This window comes from Bacteroidota bacterium (assembly GCA_016715945.1).
In the GTDB taxonomy this organism is placed as follows: domain Bacteria; phylum Bacteroidota; class Bacteroidia; order Bacteroidales; family F082; genus JALNZU01.
Genome location: JADJXJ010000001.1, coordinates 195,157 through 216,061, shown reverse-complemented (window position 1 = coordinate 216,061; position 20,905 = coordinate 195,157). Strand labels below are relative to the sequence as shown.

At 51.9% G+C, this 20,905-nt stretch carries 11 protein-coding genes and 1 riboswitch; of the genes, 2 read left to right on the top strand and 9 right to left on the bottom strand.

The features are described 5' to 3' along the window. Positions 1 to 162 precede the first annotated feature (162 nt). Entirely contained in the window at positions 163 to 1,506 is a 1,344-nt protein-coding gene (locus IPM52_00795) for a lysine 2,3-aminomutase (GenBank protein MBK9290165.1), read from the top strand. Positions 1,507 to 1,645: 139 nt separating this feature from the next. Here the strand turns inward: IPM52_00795 and IPM52_00790 are convergent, their stop codons facing one another. From IPM52_00790 to IPM52_00755, 8 genes are all read right to left on the bottom strand, one after another. Next, positions 1,646 to 9,922 (bottom strand): DUF4623 domain-containing protein, encoded by an 8,277-nt coding sequence (locus IPM52_00790; GenBank protein ID MBK9290164.1) that lies wholly within the window; start codon positions 9,920 to 9,922, stop codon positions 1,646 to 1,648. A gap of 406 nt (positions 9,923 to 10,328) precedes the next feature. Beyond that, positions 10,329 to 11,843, bottom strand: a complete 1,515-nt coding sequence (gene nrfA / locus IPM52_00785) for an ammonia-forming cytochrome c nitrite reductase (GenBank protein ID MBK9290163.1) — start codon at positions 11,841 to 11,843, stop codon at positions 10,329 to 10,331. A gap of 26 nt (positions 11,844 to 11,869) precedes the next feature. Further along, positions 11,870 to 12,421 (bottom strand): cytochrome c nitrite reductase small subunit, encoded by a 552-nt coding sequence (gene nrfH / locus IPM52_00780; GenBank protein ID MBK9290162.1) that lies wholly within the window; start codon positions 12,419 to 12,421, stop codon positions 11,870 to 11,872. Positions 12,422 to 12,548: 127 nt separating this feature from the next. Continuing rightward, positions 12,549 to 14,051, bottom strand: coding sequence for a PepSY domain-containing protein (locus tag IPM52_00775; protein MBK9290161.1), 1,503 nt, complete (start codon positions 14,049 to 14,051; stop codon positions 12,549 to 12,551). Between the two features lie 24 nt (positions 14,052 to 14,075). Then, positions 14,076 to 14,318, bottom strand: coding sequence for a hypothetical protein (locus IPM52_00770; GenBank protein ID MBK9290160.1), 243 nt, complete (start codon positions 14,316 to 14,318; stop codon positions 14,076 to 14,078). A gap of 19 nt (positions 14,319 to 14,337) precedes the next feature. Then, a complete protein-coding gene (locus IPM52_00765; GenBank protein MBK9290159.1) occupies positions 14,338 to 15,339 on the bottom strand; it encodes an ATP-binding cassette domain-containing protein in 1,002 nt (333 codons plus the stop codon). Positions 15,340 to 15,350: 11 nt separating this feature from the next. Further along, on the bottom strand, positions 15,351 to 16,049 hold the full coding sequence (locus IPM52_00760) for a hypothetical protein (protein ID MBK9290158.1): 699 nt from the start codon (positions 16,047 to 16,049) through the stop codon (positions 15,351 to 15,353). A gap of 2 nt (positions 16,050 to 16,051) precedes the next feature. Continuing rightward, complete coding sequence (locus tag IPM52_00755) at positions 16,052 to 17,272, bottom strand: ABC transporter substrate-binding protein (protein MBK9290157.1); 1,221 nt, start codon at positions 17,270 to 17,272, stop codon at positions 16,052 to 16,054. Positions 17,273 to 17,469: 197 nt separating this feature from the next. Further along, a riboswitch (TPP riboswitch) is annotated at positions 17,470 to 17,585 on the top strand. Between the two features lie 66 nt (positions 17,586 to 17,651). Here IPM52_00755 and IPM52_00750 point away from each other — a divergent pair. Further along, a complete protein-coding gene (locus tag IPM52_00750; protein ID MBK9290156.1) occupies positions 17,652 to 20,054 on the top strand; it encodes a TonB-dependent receptor in 2,403 nt (800 codons plus the stop codon). On the opposite strand, the gene IPM52_00745 is transcribed toward IPM52_00750, so the two are convergent. Next, on the bottom strand, positions 20,046 to 20,900 hold the full coding sequence (locus IPM52_00745; GenBank protein MBK9290155.1) for a hypothetical protein: 855 nt from the start codon (positions 20,898 to 20,900) through the stop codon (positions 20,046 to 20,048). The genes IPM52_00750 and IPM52_00745 overlap by 9 nt on opposite strands. Positions 20,901 to 20,905 lie beyond the last annotated feature (5 nt).

Genomic DNA, 20,905 nt, shown 5'->3' with positions numbered 1-20,905 from the left:
CTAAACAAATCGATACCATAACAAAAACTTGATCTTGCCTTATCCCGGACAAGCTACCCCACATTTCCAAAAAATTTATTAAATTTGATAATCTCCAGATAAGCTGCAGCACACATTACAACATATTTTCAGGAGTAATCCTAATACCAAATTTATACTTACATGGAAAAAAAATACAAGGTTTTTACATTAAGAAATTTCAGAGAAATACCACAAATAAAAAAGCTCCCCGCCAGTCTTTTAAACGAAATCGAAACTGTTGCTCATGTATTCCCCTTTAAGACAAATAATTACGTAATCAATCATTTGATTGACTGGGACAATATTCCAGAAGATCCCATGTTTGTTCTCAATTTTCCGCAACGCGACATGCTTTTACCTCACGATTTTGCGACAATTTACTCATTATTAAAGCAAGGAGGTGATGAAAAGCTGATCAAGGATGCTGTCAATCAAATCAGATTGAGATTGAATCCACATCCTGCCGGACAGCTTGACCTGAACGTTCCAATAAAAAACGGCAGACGGCTCGAGGGGATTCAGCACAAATATCGCGAAACAGTTCTTTTTTTCCCCAGCCAGGGGCAAACATGTCATGCCTATTGCACATTTTGTTTCCGATGGCCACAATTTACCGGTATGGACGAGATGCGATTTGCTTCCAGGGAAGCTTCCATGCTCACAGGTTATCTGCGCAGTAAACCCGGAGTAACCAATGTATTGTTTACCGGTGGTGATCCCTTAACTATGAAATCAAGCCTATTGGCAAAGTATATCGAGCCTCTTCTTTCGCCTGAATTCGATCATATTCACACCATTCGATTGGGAACGAAAGCCCTTTCCTATTGGCCCTACCGATTCACCACGGATGCGGATAGCGACGAGCTGATGAGGCTTTTTCAGAAAGTATTTCAGGCAGGAAAACACCTCACCATTATGGCCCATTTCAACCATCCTGTTGAACTGGATACAGTTGAGACAAAGAATGCTATTGAGCGGCTCCGCAACGTCAATGTTGAGATCAGGACGCAGTCGCCACTATTGCGACACATCAATGATAATGAAGATATATGGGCAGAAATGTGGCGAAAACAGGTTAGTTTGGGATGTATCCCTTATTACATGTTTTTGGCCCGCGATACCGGCGCTCATCACTATTTCAGCGTAAAATTGGAGGAAGCCTATGAGATTTACCGCAAGGCATACATCCAGGTAAGTGGCGTTGCACGAACTGTTCGTGGCCCCGTGATGTCGGCCTCTCCTGGTAAGGTGCAGGTTCTTGGGTTGACCGAAATTCATGGCGAAAAGTTGTTCGTGCTGCAATTTTTGCAAGGTCGTAATCCGGATTGGGTGCGTAAACCGTTTTTCGCAAGCTATAACTTCCATGCCACGTGGATTGATGAACTCAAGCCGGCATTTGGTGAGCAAAACTTTTTCTGGCAGAAAGAGTACGAGCAACTCTACAACCAGCATAAATACTCACTTACACATAAAGAAGATTTCTAAGATTGATGTTATAGCCCCTCGAGTCGGAATTTTGATTTTCAATGTATTAGCTACTGAAATAAAAAAAGCAGAGGCTTTTCAATAAAAAAACCGGCCGACCCATCTGGGTCGGCCGGTTTCGTCAATTGGTATCACCAGACTACCTCACTACAACCAGTCTTTTGGTTATGGTGCCTTTGTCGGTGTGGATCTGAATGAGATAAACGCCGGCTTTCCAGCTTTCGGTGTGCACCTTGAGCATGGTTTCGCCGCTGAGCATGGCATCGCTCACCACCACGCCTACGGCATTGGTTATGGTGACACGCTGCATGGGCAGGCTGCGGATGCTGAAGGCTTCGCTGGCCGGGTTGGGATACAGGCTGGTAGCAGCTTCCAACTGCTCGTCAACACCTACCAGGATGTTCACACAGGCCTCGTTCGAAGGTCCCGACTCGCCCGAGCCATACACTGCCGTCACATGATAGCAGTGCTGTCCCAGCTGCATTTCCATGTAGCTGTATTCCATCTGGGTGATGTTGCTGGCCAGCAACTGACCATTCTTGTACACCTTGAAGTACTGCAGGGCCTTGCTTTCGTTGTTGCTCCATGCAGGCTCGCCGGTTTCCACCTTCTTGCCGGGGATGTAGCTCATGGGCTCGCCATTGATGATGGGCGGGGTGATGGCATAGGAGTTCACTGCACCGGGAGCGCCCTTGGCCCTGATCAGACAGTTCTTGCGGAAGTCGGCACCCAGGCTTTCGAAGGTGCTCCATGTGCCGGAGGTGTAGTTGCTGTTGTAGTAGTGTGTACCATCCTGGAATACCCAGGGTTCGCCCACACCATCGTCGGTGGCTATCCCTACAAAGCCGTTGTAGGCCACTCCGATGAAGAATCCGCCCTGAGCCACAATGGGTTGCGGCAGGGTGTGCGTGTTCCACTGGTTGTCCACATTGGTCACCGTGGCTTCGTAGAGCACATTAGCGCTGTTGGGCATACCTTGTGCGTCCAGTCCGAACACACGGATCACGATGCTGGCATGGGGGCCGCCTTCGCTGGTCAGGTACCAGCTCAGCTCGCTCAGGGTGGCCGATTGCGGATGCTTGGCGCCAATCACCCCATTGGTGGTGCCGCTCTGGAAGCCCAGCTGTCCGGTGGAAACACCGTCGTCATAACGGAATTCCACTTCCTGGATCATGTTCCACTGCAGCTGCACCAGGTTGGGGTTGGTGGGGCTGATGGTAGCTGTGAGGTTCTTGGGCGAGAGGATGATCTCGGTAAGGATGATGTTGGGCAGGGTCAGGTTGGTGCCGCCTACCTGAACGGTGCTCTGGTAGGGTTGATATCCGTCCTTGGTCACCTTGATGGTGTAGGTCTGGTTGGCATACACTCCGGCTATGCTGAACTGGCCATTGGCACCGGTAGTGGCATTGTAGTTCTGATACCCTTCGAGCACCACGGCTGCGCCTGCAAGCCCTACGGTGGGGGCATCGTTGCCAGCCACAAATCCGCTCACCGTAACCTGCGGCATGGGCTGCAGGGTCACATTGAGTGTGGTGGTCTGGTCGGCAGTGATGGTGGCCGGCTGGGTCTGGGTGATGTAGCCCAGCTTGCTGAACTCAACATTGATCTGTCCTGCAATCACATAGGGGAAGTTATACTGTCCCTGTGCGTTGGTGTAGGTGATGCTGCTGGTGCCCACAATCTGCACTTTCACACCTTCGACAGGTGCACCCTGCGGATTGCTGACCACGCCCTGCAGTGCGCCAAGGCCGCTGGTGTTGAAGAACAGGGTGATGTCGGGATGTCCGTTCTTGAGCTGTGTGGCTGCCGGAGCAGGCGGATTGGTGGGATCGTACACCGTGGCATCGGCCTGCACATGGCGTGTGCGGTTGGGCTTGTTGGGGGTCTCAGTCACATAGAACTTGTCGTTGCTGTTGAAATACTGGTCTTCCCATACCCTATAGGTGTAGAGCACCAGGTTACCACCGGTGTAGATGTAAGGCTGGTTGAAAGGAATAAAGATGGTGTTGGCGCCAATGGGGAAATCAACCGTACCGTCGAAGACCAGGGTCAAGGTGGAAGGATCAACCCAACCGTCGGAGAGGTCGGGCTGGGTGGTGGTGCCCATCCAGATCTTTACTTCCTTTCCAGGCAGGTTGGTGGCGAAGTTGTTAAACAGGTTGATGCCAGTGATTGCCCCAGCAGTATTGTCCATCTCATCGGGATAGAACAGGGTCTGTGCCAGGGAGTTCTTCCAGTAGAAGTCGAAGGGAATGCGGTAGGTGGGCAGGGTGGTCTGGCCGCCAATGGTGATGGCGACAATACCCGAGGGTTGTACCAGCACGTTAAGCGGAGGTGTGATGTTGTTGGCGGGGTTTTCATCACCGGCCACGATCACTTCACCTGTGAGGGCAAATGCACCTTCTGTGGCAGGTGTCCAGGTTAGGGGCACATCTACAATTTGTGCAGGCTCAACAGCCGGTCCGGCTACACTGGCAACTTCCGTACCATTAACCCGGAGTTTTACAGTGTAGTTGCTTTGGGTGGCTCCGCCATTATTTTTAACCTGAACAGTATAGGTCGAAGCTGTTCCGACGGTTGGCGTAACATTACCCACTACGGCCAGGGCAGCCAGGTCAACTGTTGCAGGCTGATAAACCTTGATATTGTCAATCCGCCACCAGTTGAGGTTGAACGAGTTGGCGCCTGTGGCCTCAAATTTTACCCTCGTAATCTTTCCGGCAGCATGGGCCGTGATGTTGTATGACTTGCTTGTCCACGGGAAGTCGTCGCCCTGATTGCTGAAGGTATCGATCAAAACCCAGGAGGCGCCATCCCAGACATACACCTTCATCTCTTCCAAAGTTGAGGTGTTGTAGTTGTCTAAGAAGATATCGAAATCAAAGATAACGGTACTATTTGCTGTCGCATCCAGGTCGCGGCTAACCAGTGCATGGCTGTAGTTCTGTGTGCTGGGGCTCCAGTAGAACTCAGCTGAGGGTGCCGGGTTACCAGCGCTGGTAATTATGCGCCAGTTGCCCTGGGTAGGATCAAAGCTCCAGCCGTTGGTGGCAAAGCTGCCGCTTGCCCAGTCTTCTTCAAATGGCAATGCGTACGATGGGCCTGCTACATTGAGCGTTACAGGCACATCCAGGCTGGGTTGGTTGGTGGCATTGCTGGCAATGTTAAGGTTACCTGTGTACGTACCCAAAGCCAGGTTGGCCGAGTTGAAGCCAACTTCCACCATGGTGTTTCCACCTGCAGGTACGGTACCTGTGAGCGGTGTGGCTGTGAGCCAGGTATCTCCACCACCTCCGCCGCCACCCTGGCCGCTGTACACAAAGGAGTCAATGCCGATGTAGTTGGAATTGGTTCCATTGGCGCCTGCGTCGGTAACATAGTAACGGAAGGCCAGACGACCACTTACCGGGGCACTGAGGCCACTGATGGTGGCTGTGTATTCCGTCCAAACCTGAGGATATCCTGTGGGTACCAGGTCGGGATTGACTGTAAGCAGCACGGTGGTGAAATCACCTACCGAAGTGGCTGTGCTTCCCACATTCGTACTGCTGCCGGCCGTGCTCATGCGCAGCTCGAGCCTGTCGGCCCAGGTGCTGTTGGCAGGTGTGCGCGTCCAGAAGGTGACGGTTGCACCGTTTTCAAGTTCGAGCACAGGAGTTATCAACCAGTTGCTGATGGTGCCGATGCTTCCGGTGTTGTTGTAGTTGGCCCCGATGTAAGAGGTCTCAGGTCCGGCTTGTGCAGGAAATACCGTGGCATTGCCCTGGAACCAGCTGGTGGTGCCAAGGGGCGAGCTGTTGTTGGTGAGCGCCCAACCAAGACCCGGAAGCAGGGTGATGTCTTCAAAGCCTTGTGTCAGGCTGCGATATACAAGGGTTTCGAGCGGTTTAATCACAGGCTCGGCTGGTATGGCTGCGTCTGTCGGATTCATGCGGTCGCTGCCCATTGGCAAACTGTAACCTTCACGCGGGGTTTCAACTGCCGTGGTACCACGGGTATTGGTAGTCACAGTGATGGTAAATTCGAGGAGCTCTCCACCTGTATTGCTGATGGTCAGCATTTGCGTGCCAGTCTGGTTTGGTTCCAAGGTATTGCTGATGCTTTCCGGACTTACTGCAATGATTGCGCCACTTGGACCACTCACCGTTACAGTTGTTGTAACCGGCTCGCTTTCACCCGGATTGGGTTCGCCATACACTGCTGTTACTCCATAAGTATATGTACCGGCAGCCACAGGCGCATCTGTGTAGGTAGTGGTATTGGCAGCTACGTTGCCAATCAATGTACCATCGCGGTAAATGTTGTAACCAGCGAGGTTGCTGCCGCCACCGCCACCGGCAGTGCCTTCGATCAGGAAGGGCAATCCCTGTGCGGGTGTGCCGGTGCCCGTGTCGAGGAAGTCCTGCCAGGTCTGGCTGCTGCCAAGGAACTGCTTGGCATTGCCTGTCACGGCTTGTCCGTTGATGGTGATCGGAGGTGCCCAGGGGCCGCTGGCCAGGCTGCCTGCCAGACTGTAATCAATCCAGTAGGTGCCGGGCTCAAGCGTCAGACCAGGAGTTTCCAGTACAAGATACATGATCGGACGGGTGGTGCCGGGAGTGGTTTCACTCCTGCGGTAGGTGTTGGTCCAACCGGTAGCTGTCATCCTGTTGGTAGTCATGTCGCCCCAGATGATCTGGCCACCCTGGGTAGGATCGCCATCCCATACCTGGATGTAACCGCCTGTCATGGTGCTGGTTGTGGTCGAACCGGTCTGGTATGCATACACAGTGATGCTTTCCACGTTCCAGGTTTCAGGAACTACCACGTCGTCGGCCATGCGGTTGCCCGAAGCATACTGGATGCCGGCGCCAAGGGTGTTCATACCCAGGGTGCTGTTCTGCAGGATGCTTTCATCCGAACCGCCAGGACCTGTGCCGGGGCTGTTGATGAATGGTCCGTTGTCATGGAGCAGGGTGCGGCCGGTACGGGTGCTGTTGGCTTTGTATCCGCCAGGCAGCAGGTTGGCAGCACCACCGGTCTGCATCAGCTCTGCCGATGCTCCGGCTGCTACGCTTACAGCTGCATCATAGCCCGAACCAACAACAACCGGAGCTGCATTGCCGTTGATAGCAGGCAAATAAGTTTCCGGATTAAGCGCATTTGTGTTCACTGCAGGAGCGTCCCAGTTGAGCGTTACGCTGTTGGGAGCGGTTGTAGCAGTTAAATTCTGCGGCGGTGCAAATGGATTCACAGCCGAAGGCACAACGGTTACATTGGTGAAGAACAGATCCACATCACCTCCTGATACCGTGGCTTCACCGTAGAATCCAAGCATGACGCGGCCACTGTAACCACTCAGGCTGATCACAATGTGATCGCCGGTATTGCTGATTGGGGTGGACTGATCCCACCACTGCAGCACGTTGTCAGTCGACCAGGTGAGACCGCCATCGGTAGAAATGACCACCGCAAACTTGTGGCTTGGCCCGAGCGTTGCAGGGGTGGTCTGGTTCCATTCTGTCAGCGCCAGATCGAACTCGAGCTGGTAAGTTGTCCTGCCATCGCCCAGGTTGATGGGGGGCGACATCAGCCAGTGGCGACGCGACGTGCTGTAAAGGTTAATATTGGCACTGTTGTTGGCCGGCAGGCTGGCATTGTTGCCAAACTTCTTGTGTACCCAAATGTTTGCTGTGCTTGGTACGATGGGCTGTGTACCAAACAAACCTTCAAACTTGCGCCAGTCCTGAGGTGGCCACTGGCCCACAAAATCATAAAGGAATCCCGGCTGCACCGTGGCATCATATCCGGTTCCAAGCAAAGGAATGGTATGCGTGCCCTGAGCCGTGTTTGCCTGGATCACAAGGTTTGCGGCATAAGGTCTTGCTTCAGCAGGTGTAAACTGAAGATTGAACACAAAAGTCTGACCGGTTGTTAGGGCGATTGGCCAGGTCATACCATCTGGATAAACGATGTTGAATGCAGCTGCATCAGCTCCGGTAATGCTCACTCCTCCCTGGTTGATGGTGAGGGTGCCTGCACCGGTATTGGAGATGGTCAGCGTATTGTTGGCTGTTTCGTAAATAAATACATTGTTTCCAAAGTTCACCTGGTCTTTATCAGCGCCCAGAACCGGCTGCGTGGGTACCTCTTCATAAATAATGTCATCAAGGTAGAGGGTGCGGCTGGCAACCTCCGGAACAAAACGGAATGCGATGTAGGCATTGTCAGGGAAACTTCCACCAACAAACGACACATTGTAGTTAGCGTAGGTTCCGGTAACACCAACAGTCTGAACGGGTACGAAATCGGCCGGATTCGTTCTGCTGGTCGTATAACCCACCTGCACATTTCCTGTATGTGTGCTCACAGACATCTTGGCGGCAAATCTTACCCACGACTGGGCCAGGTTGGTGACCACCGGGGAAATGAGCAGCACGTTAGCGTTCAAATCGGTGGCATAAAACAAACGAACGTGGTTCGGGGGCGATATGGGTGAACCTACATTTCGCACATCCACCACAGCCGTAGCAGCTGTGGACTGCACCAGGCCACTCCATCCATCGGGCATCCAACCGGCAGGAATAGGATTCACTTCGTCGAAGTTCTGAGAGAAAGCACTCATCGGATCGTATCCGGTGCCCTGAACAGGCAACTCCAACAGGCCTTTGGCGTTATTATAAGGTATATTCAAAACAGCCTCGGCAAGTCCGGTGGCAGATGGGTTAAAATTCACTTTTACGGTTCTGCTTTGTCCAAAAGGAATGACAACAGGCTCAACGTTGGTGAACTTCTGTACAATAAAACCGTTGCCTGCACTGTAAGCCATGAATACAGGATTACCCTGTGCATCAGGCACATTGTCCAGGCCTACGCTGGCATTTCCGTTGGCCACGTTGCCCAGGTTAACCGAATGCACCACCTTGTCGGCAAACACTCCAGCTGCGAGGTTGTTAAATGCAGTTACAAGATCAGGACCACTCAGGTCGAGCACATAAAATACATTTTGGTTACCACCGGCCCCGGTCTGCACATGGTGGTATGCCAGATAACGCTGGCCACTGCTGTAAAACACCATCGGGTACATGCTCCAGTAGGGGAACCATGCAGCTGGTATTTCGGCCAGAATATTCATCTGCGGATCAAGCAGCAGCACTCCGAAGCCAGAACCTGATGCAATAAAGTAATTCGATCCGGGAATCCCGACCACACGGCCAAAGTTGGCATTGGTAATGGTCGGGAAGTTGTAAACGACGGGCGTAGTATTTGGAATCTGGCCGTTGACAATCTCCCAGACATAAAAGTCTTTGGTGCCATGTCCGCTGGCAATCAGGAAAGCATTGCCTGCCGGGTCGCCCACAACGGTGAAAGCATCGCCCAGGCGTGCGGGCGCATTGGGATAGCTGAGCAACACCGTGGGCTGGGCAGTTAGACCATTCCAATAGTACACCTTAAACTCACCGCCGGCAAAAACCATGTTGGAAACAAAAATATGGTTTCCAACTACGGCAAGATCTGAAAGGGTAAACGTACCGCCGGAAACACCGGTGAGGTTGAGCTCCTGGGGAGCACCCGGGTTATTGATATCCCAATAATACACATGGTTTCCGTTCTGTCGCGAAGCCACAAAGACGTATTGTCCGTTGAATCCCGCACCACGGTTATTGCCTGCATTGTCTATGATAGCCGGCAGGTTACCCGAAGCCTGAGTGGCATCAAGGAGGGTAGTTACGGGTGTGATGGAGGCCGGAGCAGTTGTGGTTGGCCACTCAACCGAGAACTGCGAAGCACCTGTACCGGTGAAGCTGACAGCTGCAGGGTTGATGGAAGCTTCTGCAAGACCGTTGTTGGTGATGGTGAATGTCTTGCTCTGGGTATCAAAGCCAGGCACTGCCCAACCCACATTCAGGCTACTGACATTCGTCACTAGATTAGCGTCCTGAGGAATGGGGGTAGCAGAGAAATTGATGGTCATATCGGTGAATTGTGGAGCCGGCCAGGTGCTGGCAATCATAAAATAGGTGCCAGGATCCAATGAAAACTGAGGCACAGTGGCGCCTGTCGATCCCCCAGCAAACGCCAAACGAGGAACAGGATTGGCGGCATTCGGACACGAACCCACAAAAATCAGCCCTGTCCACGAGCCTTGAATGGAGGCATTGATGAAACACGGACTTGACAGGGTAAACTGGAAAACTACATCATTTCCATTGAGATAGCTCGTGTTCGGAACTACCATCGTGGAGCTGTAGTTGTTTCCGTAAGGCTCAGAATTGATCTGAAAACCTACCAATGGCGCAGCCACAGGGTCCACAATCAGCGGATTCTCACAGGTTGAACCCGGAGGCTCCTGAGCCAGAACCACATTACTTCCGACCAACAGCCATGCGAACAGCAAAGCCGGAAGCAGACGCAGAAACGTAAATCTGTTTGACATAGGATTGAGTTTTGGTTTATAAAAGAATATTGGTATGGATTACCATGTATGCCACAGCAAATATAATTTTTCAATTCAAAAAAAAAGTTTACGTTAACTAAAATCAAGTATCCGGCAAGATTTTTTTTGACAACCCGGATTACCTACACTGCAACATTTCGTGCGCATTATAAACACAAGGGCACATCTTGTTAATTATGAGATAGTTGTCATATACCACAAAGAATCTTAATAAACTTCAAGGCAAAAAATTCCGGACCAGAACGTCTCTCTGATAGTCAGAACTGAGTTTCGTTGCGGAAAAATTGAAATACAGTTTTAACAATATGAACCTGCTGATATGCAAAAGGGCCGCCTTTTCAGGCAGCCCCATGCTGACAACCAACACTTTAAAATATGAAGCAGCTTATTTACGAACCATAGGCATGGCGGCCTGGCGTTCGGCAGCTTTGCGGTCCCATTCCGGCAGAATCTGCTCCTTGAACACCTGTTTTTCCTGACGCAATGCGTCCATATCAAGTCCGATAAACGCCTGTGCCTTGGCCTTTGTGCTGATGTCGGGATAAGGAATCTCGGCAGTTATTCCCTTGGTAGCCAACACCCTTGCAAGCTTTACCCTGGCCGACTGTGCACGGTCGATGGCTTTGCCCATCACCCTGGCGCTTTCCACTGGGGCATGGAATGATCCACCATGCGATGCAGCCACATAATCCCAGAACCACTGTGCGGCGCGAATGTCGTAAAGGATATCCTTCATTTCGGCTTCCGTAGCACCGGCATCCCAGGCAGCCTTGGCCTCCACATGCGCATGCACAATGAGTTTCTCAGCCTTATGACGCAGTTCAGCCACTTTGTTCTGCCGGTCGTACACATTTTTCATCAGGGTGGCTTCGCTTTCGCGGTGGCAGGTCTGACATGCCTGTGATACGTACTTCAAAGGTGAGGTCACATGATGGTTGCTATACTTCAAGCCACCTTCGCTCACATAAGGCATATGGCAGTCGGCACATGATACCCCACGCTCGGCATGGATACCGGTTGTATATACTTCATAATCCGGGTGTTGCGACTTCAGCATTGGCGCCTTGCTGAGTGGGTGTGTCCAGTCGCTGAAACCAAACTCGTCGTAATACGCCAGCATCTCTTCAGGCCCCATTCCCTTGGTCCAGGGGAAGGTCAGGTAAAATGCACCTTCGGCACCCGGCCTTTTCCTGTCGAAGTAATACTCCACATGGCATTGGGCACACACCAGCGAGCGCATTTCCTGGTGTGTGGCTTTGGTAATATCCTTACCCATAGCCTGATATGCCTCGATGAGGGCCGGACGGGTAATGGTCAGGTTCATGGTTTTTGGATCATGACAATCGGCACAGCCAATCGAGTTTGGGTGCTCGTGCCCAAGTGCGGCCCAGGTGGTGCTGTAAAATTCCTTTACCCCCATCTGATTCATCATCCTGGGCACATCAGGACTTTTGCAGGTCCAGCAGGTGCTGGGCATTCCTTTGTCCGGAGCCAGAGGTCCGCCTGTCCGGAGGGTGTTTCTTGTGTCGGTTATAGCGTACGAGTGTCCCCTGCCCTGGTTGTAATCCTTTGAAAATGCATAACCAGCCCACAAAACAACCAATTCGGGTGCTTCCTCAAGCATGTCGCGCATGGCGTTGCCCCCATGGGGCGTGCGGAAGTCAGTCTCCTGCGTCTTGCGGTACGATTCATACTGCCAAGGGAAATTCTGACCCCAAACCTCATTTCTGGGTTCAAAATCGGCCAGTTCCACCTTGGGACTGTAAGCAAACACCGCCTCCGCCCTGCGCTCGGTAATCGAGGCTACGAGCAAACCCAGCAAAAACACCCCGATCAGGCTGCCTGCAAACAACAACCAGTAAAATCCTTTTTTACTCTTTTCTTGATGTAACGAATTCATATAATAATGGTTTTGGTTTTTGTATTTTACTTCATCAGGTTTTTCATCCAGCCCGGAACCGGTGACTCAGGTACCGGTACGCGTGCATATGGCGTGCTCGACAAACTTTTAACCCGGCCGTGCGGCACTTCGCGGTGACAATCCCAGCACAGGCGTTCGCCAAACTTGTCGTGAAACTGCGTGGTTTGGGCAAGCAGCTTGGCATCGGTGATCAGGGTGCTGTGACAACGGATGCAGTTGTTGTGCACCACCTGAATACCAGCCTCTTTAATGAAAATATTCTGCGGCTCTGCCCTTAGCGTAAATATCGTGGCATGCCTCAGGCCATCCATCGCTTTAAAGTAATAGGTGTTGAACACATTGTCGTGTGGCACGTGGCAGTCGTTGCAAGTGGCCACTTCGCGATGTGAACTGTGCTGCCAGGTGGCATACTGCGGCGCCATGATGTGGCAGTTGACACAGGTGCGCGGATCGTCCGACAGATAACTGTGTGCCCTGCTGGCATAAAAACCATAGACAGCCAGTCCTGCCCCCACCCCTGCCAGAAGCACAAATGCCAGCTTAAACCCCGCAGGCATCTTCTTCGAGCTTGTTTTGGTTCTCATGAATACCTTATTTAAGAATTATAGTATTTTAATGCCTTTATTCTTAAAGCAAAAATAATTCAGCTTACATAATTCTCCAAATAAATGTTAAAAATTTCGCTTATTTAGAATGATTCTTTCTTAGCAGGCGCCGGATATAGATCACCAATCCGCTGATCAGAATAACCAACGCAATCAGGCCCATGACCGGAACCAGCAGGATATACAACGGCCCCAGCAGAAACTGGAATACACGTCCGGTATGCACTTCAAGCGCCAGATTCCACAACGGAAATCCTTGCCTTGTCAGTTCATCGGGCATGGCATAACGCTTCCCCGTCAAACCCAGGTTGTAATCGAACACCATGTCCCGTGCTTTCAGGCGGATCATACCCGCAACCATATTCCTGCCTATGGGCGAAGACACATTGGGATTAAAACGATGTGGTTCGCCAGTGAAATAATCAACAACCGCCCCTCGTTCAGGCTGCCAGGCGAACAGGCCGTTGAAACTCCCAATCAGCCAGAATCCGTCATCCAGTCGCTCCAGCACATTGATCCCCATAACGGATAAGGGTGGCTGAACCGGAAATGGTCTGGCTGGCTCATTATGCAAGTCGGGGGTAAAATAGATCCGTTCGTTGGTTACAATGAGAAACCCACCGGTTTGCGCGTCATACCTCAGTGCCCTCAGTTTGTCGTGCCAGGTGTTGGGATGATTGAGCATTGTTCCTTTCAGCTTGGGCACCTTGCTCCGGGCGATAGCAATCAGCAGTGGTGGCCGCAGAAACATGCCTGTAAGTGCAGTAAAAATCAAAAAAACACCAAACCATAACCCGAGCTTGTTGTGCCAACGCACGCTAAACCTGTTGATTGCAACAAGCGCCACAGCATCTCTTCCCTTATTCTTTGCCCTTCGGATCAAAGCGGGAAAGAAAAAGTAAATGTAACCGGTCAGCACAAAAAAGATCATCAGCAAACCAAAAAAGTCCACAACGAGCTTTCCGGCAGCGCCCAGCACTTCTCCGCTGTGCAGCACCCACAATGTCCGAAACAAACTGGTCTTCCCATCTTCATCCGCAGAGGGAGGAAGCGATACCTCACGGAAGCTTAACAGGCTGCCATCCACGGGCGACACAAACACCTCCGACCTGCTGACTACATAAATATTGCCTTCGGCTTCACTTATGTCCATGATGCGTTCGTCATGGAGCGGCAGATGGATTTTATGCCAGAGGTTGTTGTCGTCCAGCGCATAAAGCCCCGACTGTGTTGCCGCCAGCAGCAAACCCGACGAAGCACGAAGCAGGCACATGGTACGGCGGTTGTCCATACCTTCGGGCAGGCCATCCATCAAAGGACGCCAACCGGCCAGGGCAGTGTCGGTGATCCAAATACCTATGTTGCCCCAAACCAGCAGGCTGTCGCCTTCGTGCAAGCCCGACCTGATGCTGGCCAGGTTGTAATTATCCGGTTTATAATTTTCTGGCAGCAAGGTCCGGGGCACGTCAAGCCCGCTGATCAGGCTTCTGTGGTTGAGCAAAATGCCGGATGCTGCCCACAAAATCAACAGCAATCCGAAAACCAACGACAACCATTTGTGAAGCCAGCGCCACTTTTTCATTGCCTGCAGTAAAACTTGTCCTGATCAGTACCCTATTCCTGCTGGCATAATGTTGTTCGGATCGTAGGAATGGCAGGGGGTAACACCATAAACCATCCCGCAGCCGGGGCAATGCGTTTCGAAGCATTCCATCTCAAAATGCTGGCCGCAATTGCTGCACTGCAAGGTAAAGGCCACGGGCATGAATTGCTTGTCGAAGCCCATCTGGCGGATCTTATCCACCACCATTTTTCCGTCGGTAAATGTACCTGTACAACCGTCGTGCATAACTTTCAATAATAAAGGTTTATAAATCAGTTATTTCGTGCAAAAGTCCTCCATGACGGAGTTGATTTCTGAATTGCATCATCTTTTTGTCGTAATGCTCAAGTTCGGCCAGCATCGCCTTTTCGACATCTGAAGTTTTGATCAACCTGCTGATGCCGCCATTGCTGATTACAATCCTTTGGTCGGCCATCAGGGCAAGGATGGGGTCGTGTGTAGCCATCAACACAATCTTTTCTTCCCTGATCAGCAGGTCGAGGGCGCGGCGGCGGTCGATTCCGGCATTCTCAATTTCATCAATCAGCACCACGGGGCTGGCGCTGAGTATGGCCGTATCGGCAATCATCAGTGCGCGCGACTGTCCGCCGCTCAATGCGGTGATGGGGGTATGTGGGCCAAACTTTTCGCCGGCCAGCTCGTTGGCCTGAGCTATGATCTGCCGCACCAGCCCGTCTGCATTGGCTATCATCCGGCTTCGGGCATGAAGCATGAGGAATTCCTCCACTTCGAGGTCCATCACAAAATTCATGTTTTGCGACAGCTGGGCAACCAGCTTTTTTCCCGAAGCATACCGCCAGTCGGTGAGCGGTGGCCGGTTGTTTACCAGCACCCGGCGACCGGTGGGCGTATCGCCCTGGGCTACCCATTCGATGTCGGCCAGCAGCCTGCTCTTGCCTGAACCCGTCGGCCCGACTATACTGGTTACACTTCCCTTCGCGAGCTCCAGCTTTTCGAATCCCTCCGGATTGCCCTGCTTATCGAAACCCGGCAAGATAGTCAGCACCTCAACCGCTGCATGCTCCTGACCCAGAAACTCCTGCATCTGTTGTATAAACTCCTGCAACTGAGCTATAAAGCTACCGGCATCGAAAGCCAGATCTTCGTCTCTGCTTTCGAGCTCCCGTAGCACAGCTCCCAGCGGAATATCGCCGGATTGCTTTAGCACAAAGGGATAGGCCTCGAGGAACTGACCGAGGTAGGGATACCTGATGGTTAGTTCTTTCAGGCTCGAACCAAGCAACATTTCATGACTGGTCACGGCTGTTCCTCCATATTTATTTTCCTGACATTACCCATCTGATATGAAGCTCCGATGCGGGTTTCGCCCAGGCAGTACGAACACAGGGCCGAAGGCATCGAAAACCGCAGGCGGCTGCCCTTGAGTGAGTCCACCTGCTTTTGGCCCACCTGCATCAAACCTGCCAGTTCGTAAGAGCCCTGACCGGTTAGTCCATTGACATGCATCACAATGGCTGCAGGATTGACCGCATGCACGCGGGCTGCAAACACCTCGCGCTCGGCTTGCGAAACAATATCGCCCTTGGTGATGACCACCACATCGGCCATGCGAAGCATGGGGCCGATCTTGCGCGGAGTGTTGATGCCACTAAGGTTGTCAATCACACATACGGCAGTGATCTCTTTGATATAAGGGCTGCACCGGTTGCACAATCCGGCGCTTTCCGAAACCAGGATATCGAACTTTTGATTCAGGCCCCAGTCGAGTACGGCCTCAATGTTCGAAACAAAATAATGATCCGGACAAAGTGCACCCGACAGCCCCTTTTTTACCGGAATTCCGGCGCGCTCGTAGGCAAGGTCATCGTCGGTATGCAGGCAATCAAACTTCACGGCTCCCACTTTCAGGCCTTTGAGGGCAAGCTGGGCTGCCATTTTGATGATCACACTCGTCTTGCCCGAAGAAGGCGGACCGGAAAATGTTATCAGATTCATATCTAATATGTTGTTGCGCTCTTGAAGCGTTCATTGCAAGCTTCGAAAGCTGTGTTCAGATCGTTGGAGCCGATAAAATCCCATCCAAGCCACATCATGGGAGCGCCCGCAGGCAGCCGGTTGTCCACCAGCGGATGCACACTCGGAAACAATCCCAGATGCGACAAGATTTCACCTACCTCGCGCGAAGCCAGTAAGGAGGCTACATCCCCGATATGGCTGTTCCCATCGCTTTTGGCAATCATAAATACAGGACTGAGGATTGCCCCATCGGCGGGCCAGACTGCCAGCATCGGGCCACCTGGCCTGGCCATTTTGGTAAAGAAATTTGGCATGATTGTCACAGCCGGCCTCCGGCTCAACCTTTCCGACTTTACCATCTGGGCAGGATGCAGACTTTGTTGCATGTTCCTCCCAAGGGCTTCCACTGCATCCATGCCATATTTGTTACTGATAGTCAGCAGGATGGCATTGAACAGGTCAAAATCGGAAACCGGCAAACTCAACGATGCCTCCCATTGGGGATGCAACAGATCCTCCCATGACGAAGGCACCGGCCGGCCTGCAAGCTCAGCCGTGTTTACCAGAAAGACAGCCGGAACCACAGCAACAACCCCATACCTGCGCAAAGGATCAAGAATATCCACGCCTGCCTGCGGAAAGCATGGATTTGGCCGGTCCCATCCGGTGGGATCCACAAAATGTCCGGATTTGATAAACCTGCCGAAATACCGTTCCTCAAAAAACAAATCAAAACCGGCCGAAAGGTATATGTCGTCCAGCTCAGAAGGCGAAGCTGCAGCCTCTGCATCGCTCTTCAACCAGTCCAGCCCCATAGAGGCCGCTTTGAGTTCGCCAGCCAGCACAAGGCCATCAGCCTGCCTCGAAGCTACAAAGGTATCGAGCTTTTCCTGAAGCGGCAAACGCACCGGACAAGGCAACAAACCTTTCACCCGCACAACACCCGGTCCGTACTCAGGCTGCCGGCCGGAATTCATGACCGCAGCTTCCAGCTCGCTGTAAAACACCTCGAAATCAATCTGACGCATGCCAAGGGCAATGTCGAGCCGCAATTTGCTGCCAAACGCGAGCCGCTTCTCAGGATCGGCCATAAGCGAAAAGCCATGCCTGACAAAAACCGCAATGGTCTCAGGATAACGCTCCGCTATCTGCCACAAAGTGTCCTCCGGAGAAATCAATACCTTGCCTGGATGATCGTACATTGTTGTAATTGTTAATGTTTTGCAAAAATAAACTATTTTAGGTATTTATTTACCTTTATTCCGATTAAATCAGATTCTAAATTATATAGTCTGATTTACAGCTTCTTGCAGAATAATTTAGAATAACAGTTGACTTTGGAAGACAGAAAATGCAGAATTTCATTGACAAAAAAAGCGGTATTGCAGTAACTTTGCCACAAACTCAATAGGGGTGCCTTTCCCGTTTTTCGACGGGATGAAAAACAGGCTGAGATCATACCCTTGGAACCTGATCCGGGTAATGCCGGCGAAGGGAAAAAGCAATCAGACATTCCCTATTGGTTTAATGGTTCATTATCAAACCTTTAAATCAATTTTTATGTGGTCAAAATTTTCTTTGATGTTTTCTTTGCTGTGGGCACCGCTCTTGCTCATAGCCCAGTTTGAATTGCGCGGCAGGGTGACCGATGCAGAAACCGGGCAGGGTTTGCCCGGAGCGCACCTTAGCCTCAAAAGCCATGGATTGAACAAAGTTGCGGCCGCTGACGGCAGTTTTGTATTTCAGCAACTGAAAGCCGGGACGTATGTGCTGCAGGTGAGCTATGTAGGTTATCACACTGACGAGCAGCGCATTGTGGTGGATGCCAACAAGATGATCAGCATTGCCCTGAAGCCTGCCAGCCTGCTTCAGGACGAGGTTGTGGTGCGTGCCACCCGGCTCACCGGCAATAGCGCAGCCACCTTTACCCTGCTCGACAAACAAGCCATTGCGACCCGCAATACCGGACCCGACCTCCCCTACCTGCTGACGATGACCCCTTCGGTGGTTGTCAATTCCGATGCCGGAGCCGGAATCGGATATACCGGCATTCGCATACGTGGCACCGACATCACCCGCATCAACGTCACCCTCAACGGGGTGCCTGTGAACGACCCTGAATCGCATGGGGTCTGGTTCGTCAATATGCCAGATCTGGCCAGCTCGGTCGAAAGCATGCAGATTCAGCGCGGGGCAGGCACTTCGGCCAACGGAACAGCAGCCTTTGGCGCAAGCATCAACATCAGCACCCTATCGCGCCCCGACACGCCTTTTGTAGAGTTCACCACTGGTGCGGGCGCCTTCAACACCTTCCGCAACACCCTGAACTTCAGTACGGGAACAAACGCAAAAGGGCTTAACTTCGAAGGCCGGCTGAGCAAAATATCCTCCGATGGATACATTGACCGCGCCTCGTCCGATCTCAGGTCGTTTTATCTTGCCGGGGGATGGACAAGCAAACGCAGCCTGGTTAAAATCATGGCAAGCAGCGGAGCCGAAAAAACCTACCAGGCCTGGAACGGCATACCCCGCGCCGCCCTCGATACCAACCGGAGGTATAACCCGGCCGGCGAAATAAAGGATGCCAACGGCAAGCTCATTGGTTTTTACTACAACGAAACCGACAACTATCAGCAGGATTACTACCAGCTGCATGCCGCACATGAGTTGAATCCATTTCATACGCTGACTTTGACCACATTCCTAACCCTTGGAAAAGGATACTACGAGAACTGGAAAAACAACGAACGATTCAGCAAATACGGCCTTCCGAACCCAGTTGTGGGTGGCGTGGAAATCAAGCGCTCCGACCTGATCAGGCAGAAGTGGCTCGACAACAGTTTTTATGGTGCACAGCTGGGGCACCAATGGCAGCAAGGCCGCATGAGCCTGCGCTCGGGCGCCGGCATCAACCATTACAAGGGCGATCATTTCGGTTACATTATCTGGTCGCGGGTTGCCGCCGTGGACAATAAAACGCCCTGGTATTTCAACACCGGGACAAAAACCGATGCCAGCCTTTTCAGCAAGGCCGATATTGTGCTGACTGACAAATGGGAAGCCTTTGCCGACCTCCATTTCCGTCGGATTGATTACCGCATCGAAGGCACCCACGACAACCTGCGCGACCTCACCCAAACTCACAAATTCTTCTTTTTTAACCCCAAAGCAGGTATTACCCGGCATCTAAACACAAGCACTCACGCTTACCTCCAGCTGGCCATCGTAAATCGCGAGCCCAACCGCACAGCTTACCGTGACCTGGATCCGGGTCAGGAAATCAAACCCGAGCGTATGTATAATGTGGAAATAGGCTTGCGCACTGAAAAAAACAATCTGCGGCTCGAATCAAATGCCTACATGATGTATTACAACAACCAGCTGGTGCTCACAGGCAAGATCAACAATGTGGGTTCGCCCATCATGACAAATGTGCCAAAAAGTTACCGGATCGGATGGGAAAACCTGGCATCCTGGAAAGCGTCTCAAAAGCTTAAGCTCGACGGTCACTTCAGCCTGAGCAGCAACCGGATTGTTGATTTTGTGGAATATGTGGACAACTGGAACTATTGGGACGATCCCAATAACCAGCCGCTGCAATATGAAATCAGACACGGCAACACCAACATCTCCTTCTCACCTTCGGCTGTAGCCGGGTTAATGGCCACCTGGAATCCGACCGGACAGCTTGAACTCGGATTGCAAACAAACTACGTCAGCCGGCAGTATCTCGACAACACCTCAAGCAAAACCAGAAGTATTGATCCCTATTCCACTACAAATCTAACCTTGTCGTACGCCCCTACCTTACGTCTGGCCGAACGCACCCGCCTTACCCTGGGCATTTTCAACCTGTTCGATCAGCAATATGTGGCCAATGGCTGGGTTTACCGCTATTTTCTCGACGGGCAGGCCCTCGAGATGGAGGGGCTCTATCCGCAGGCAGGAATTCACTGGATGCTGCAGCTCAACATGCTATTCTGATACCGTTTTCCGGTGATATTGTATCAGGCCATCGAAAGGAGAGGCTGAAATCCAGACCGGAGTGTTGATGCCACGCTGTCGCACAGCATGCTCAAGCAGAGGCGCAAAGTGATGGGCAACCGCACCTGAAAATGCTATGGCATGCACTTCAGCAGTGCCCAGCGTCGCCTGCATTTCAGCAAGAAATTCACCAAACGACTGTGTCACAATATTCTTTACCCAGGAATTGTGAAGTTGTTCTGACAGAAATGGCGCCAGCGAAGCCAGAAAGTTTCCCGGTGAGGGATGAGAATAAATGGCGGCAACCAGGTTATGATGGTTTAGCGCAGCGAATTTTTCAAAACTTTCGGCCAGATTGGCAGGCATGGCATGCCGCATGTAGGCTTGCACCAGCAACCTGCCCAGGTGCGATGCGCTGCCATAGTCGCCCATGATGTAGCCCAGGGAGGGAATGGTTTTAAGCAGCTGGCGTCCGTCGTACAATCCGGCATTGGAACCTGTTCCCAGTATAGCCGCAATTCCCTGTGACTGACCAAGCATTCCGCGGGCCACTGCCAGCAAATCGCCATGAACTTCGATGCCAATCAGGGGAAATCTCTCCGAAAGCAGCTTTTTGACAGTATCCGCCTTTTCGCTGGTGGCACAACCTGAACCGTAATAAACAATCCGACCTGCCCGACTGGCGCCAGGAATTTGTACGATCAGTTCATTTAAAATCCTGAGCAATTCCTCCGGAGCATGATAGTTTGGGTTGAAACCGTTCAGCGTAACCCGTTGAACGTCACCATCCGGCAGCAGCAAAGCCCAGCGGGAATGGGTTGCGCCCGATTCGGCAAGCAGCAGCATAAGAT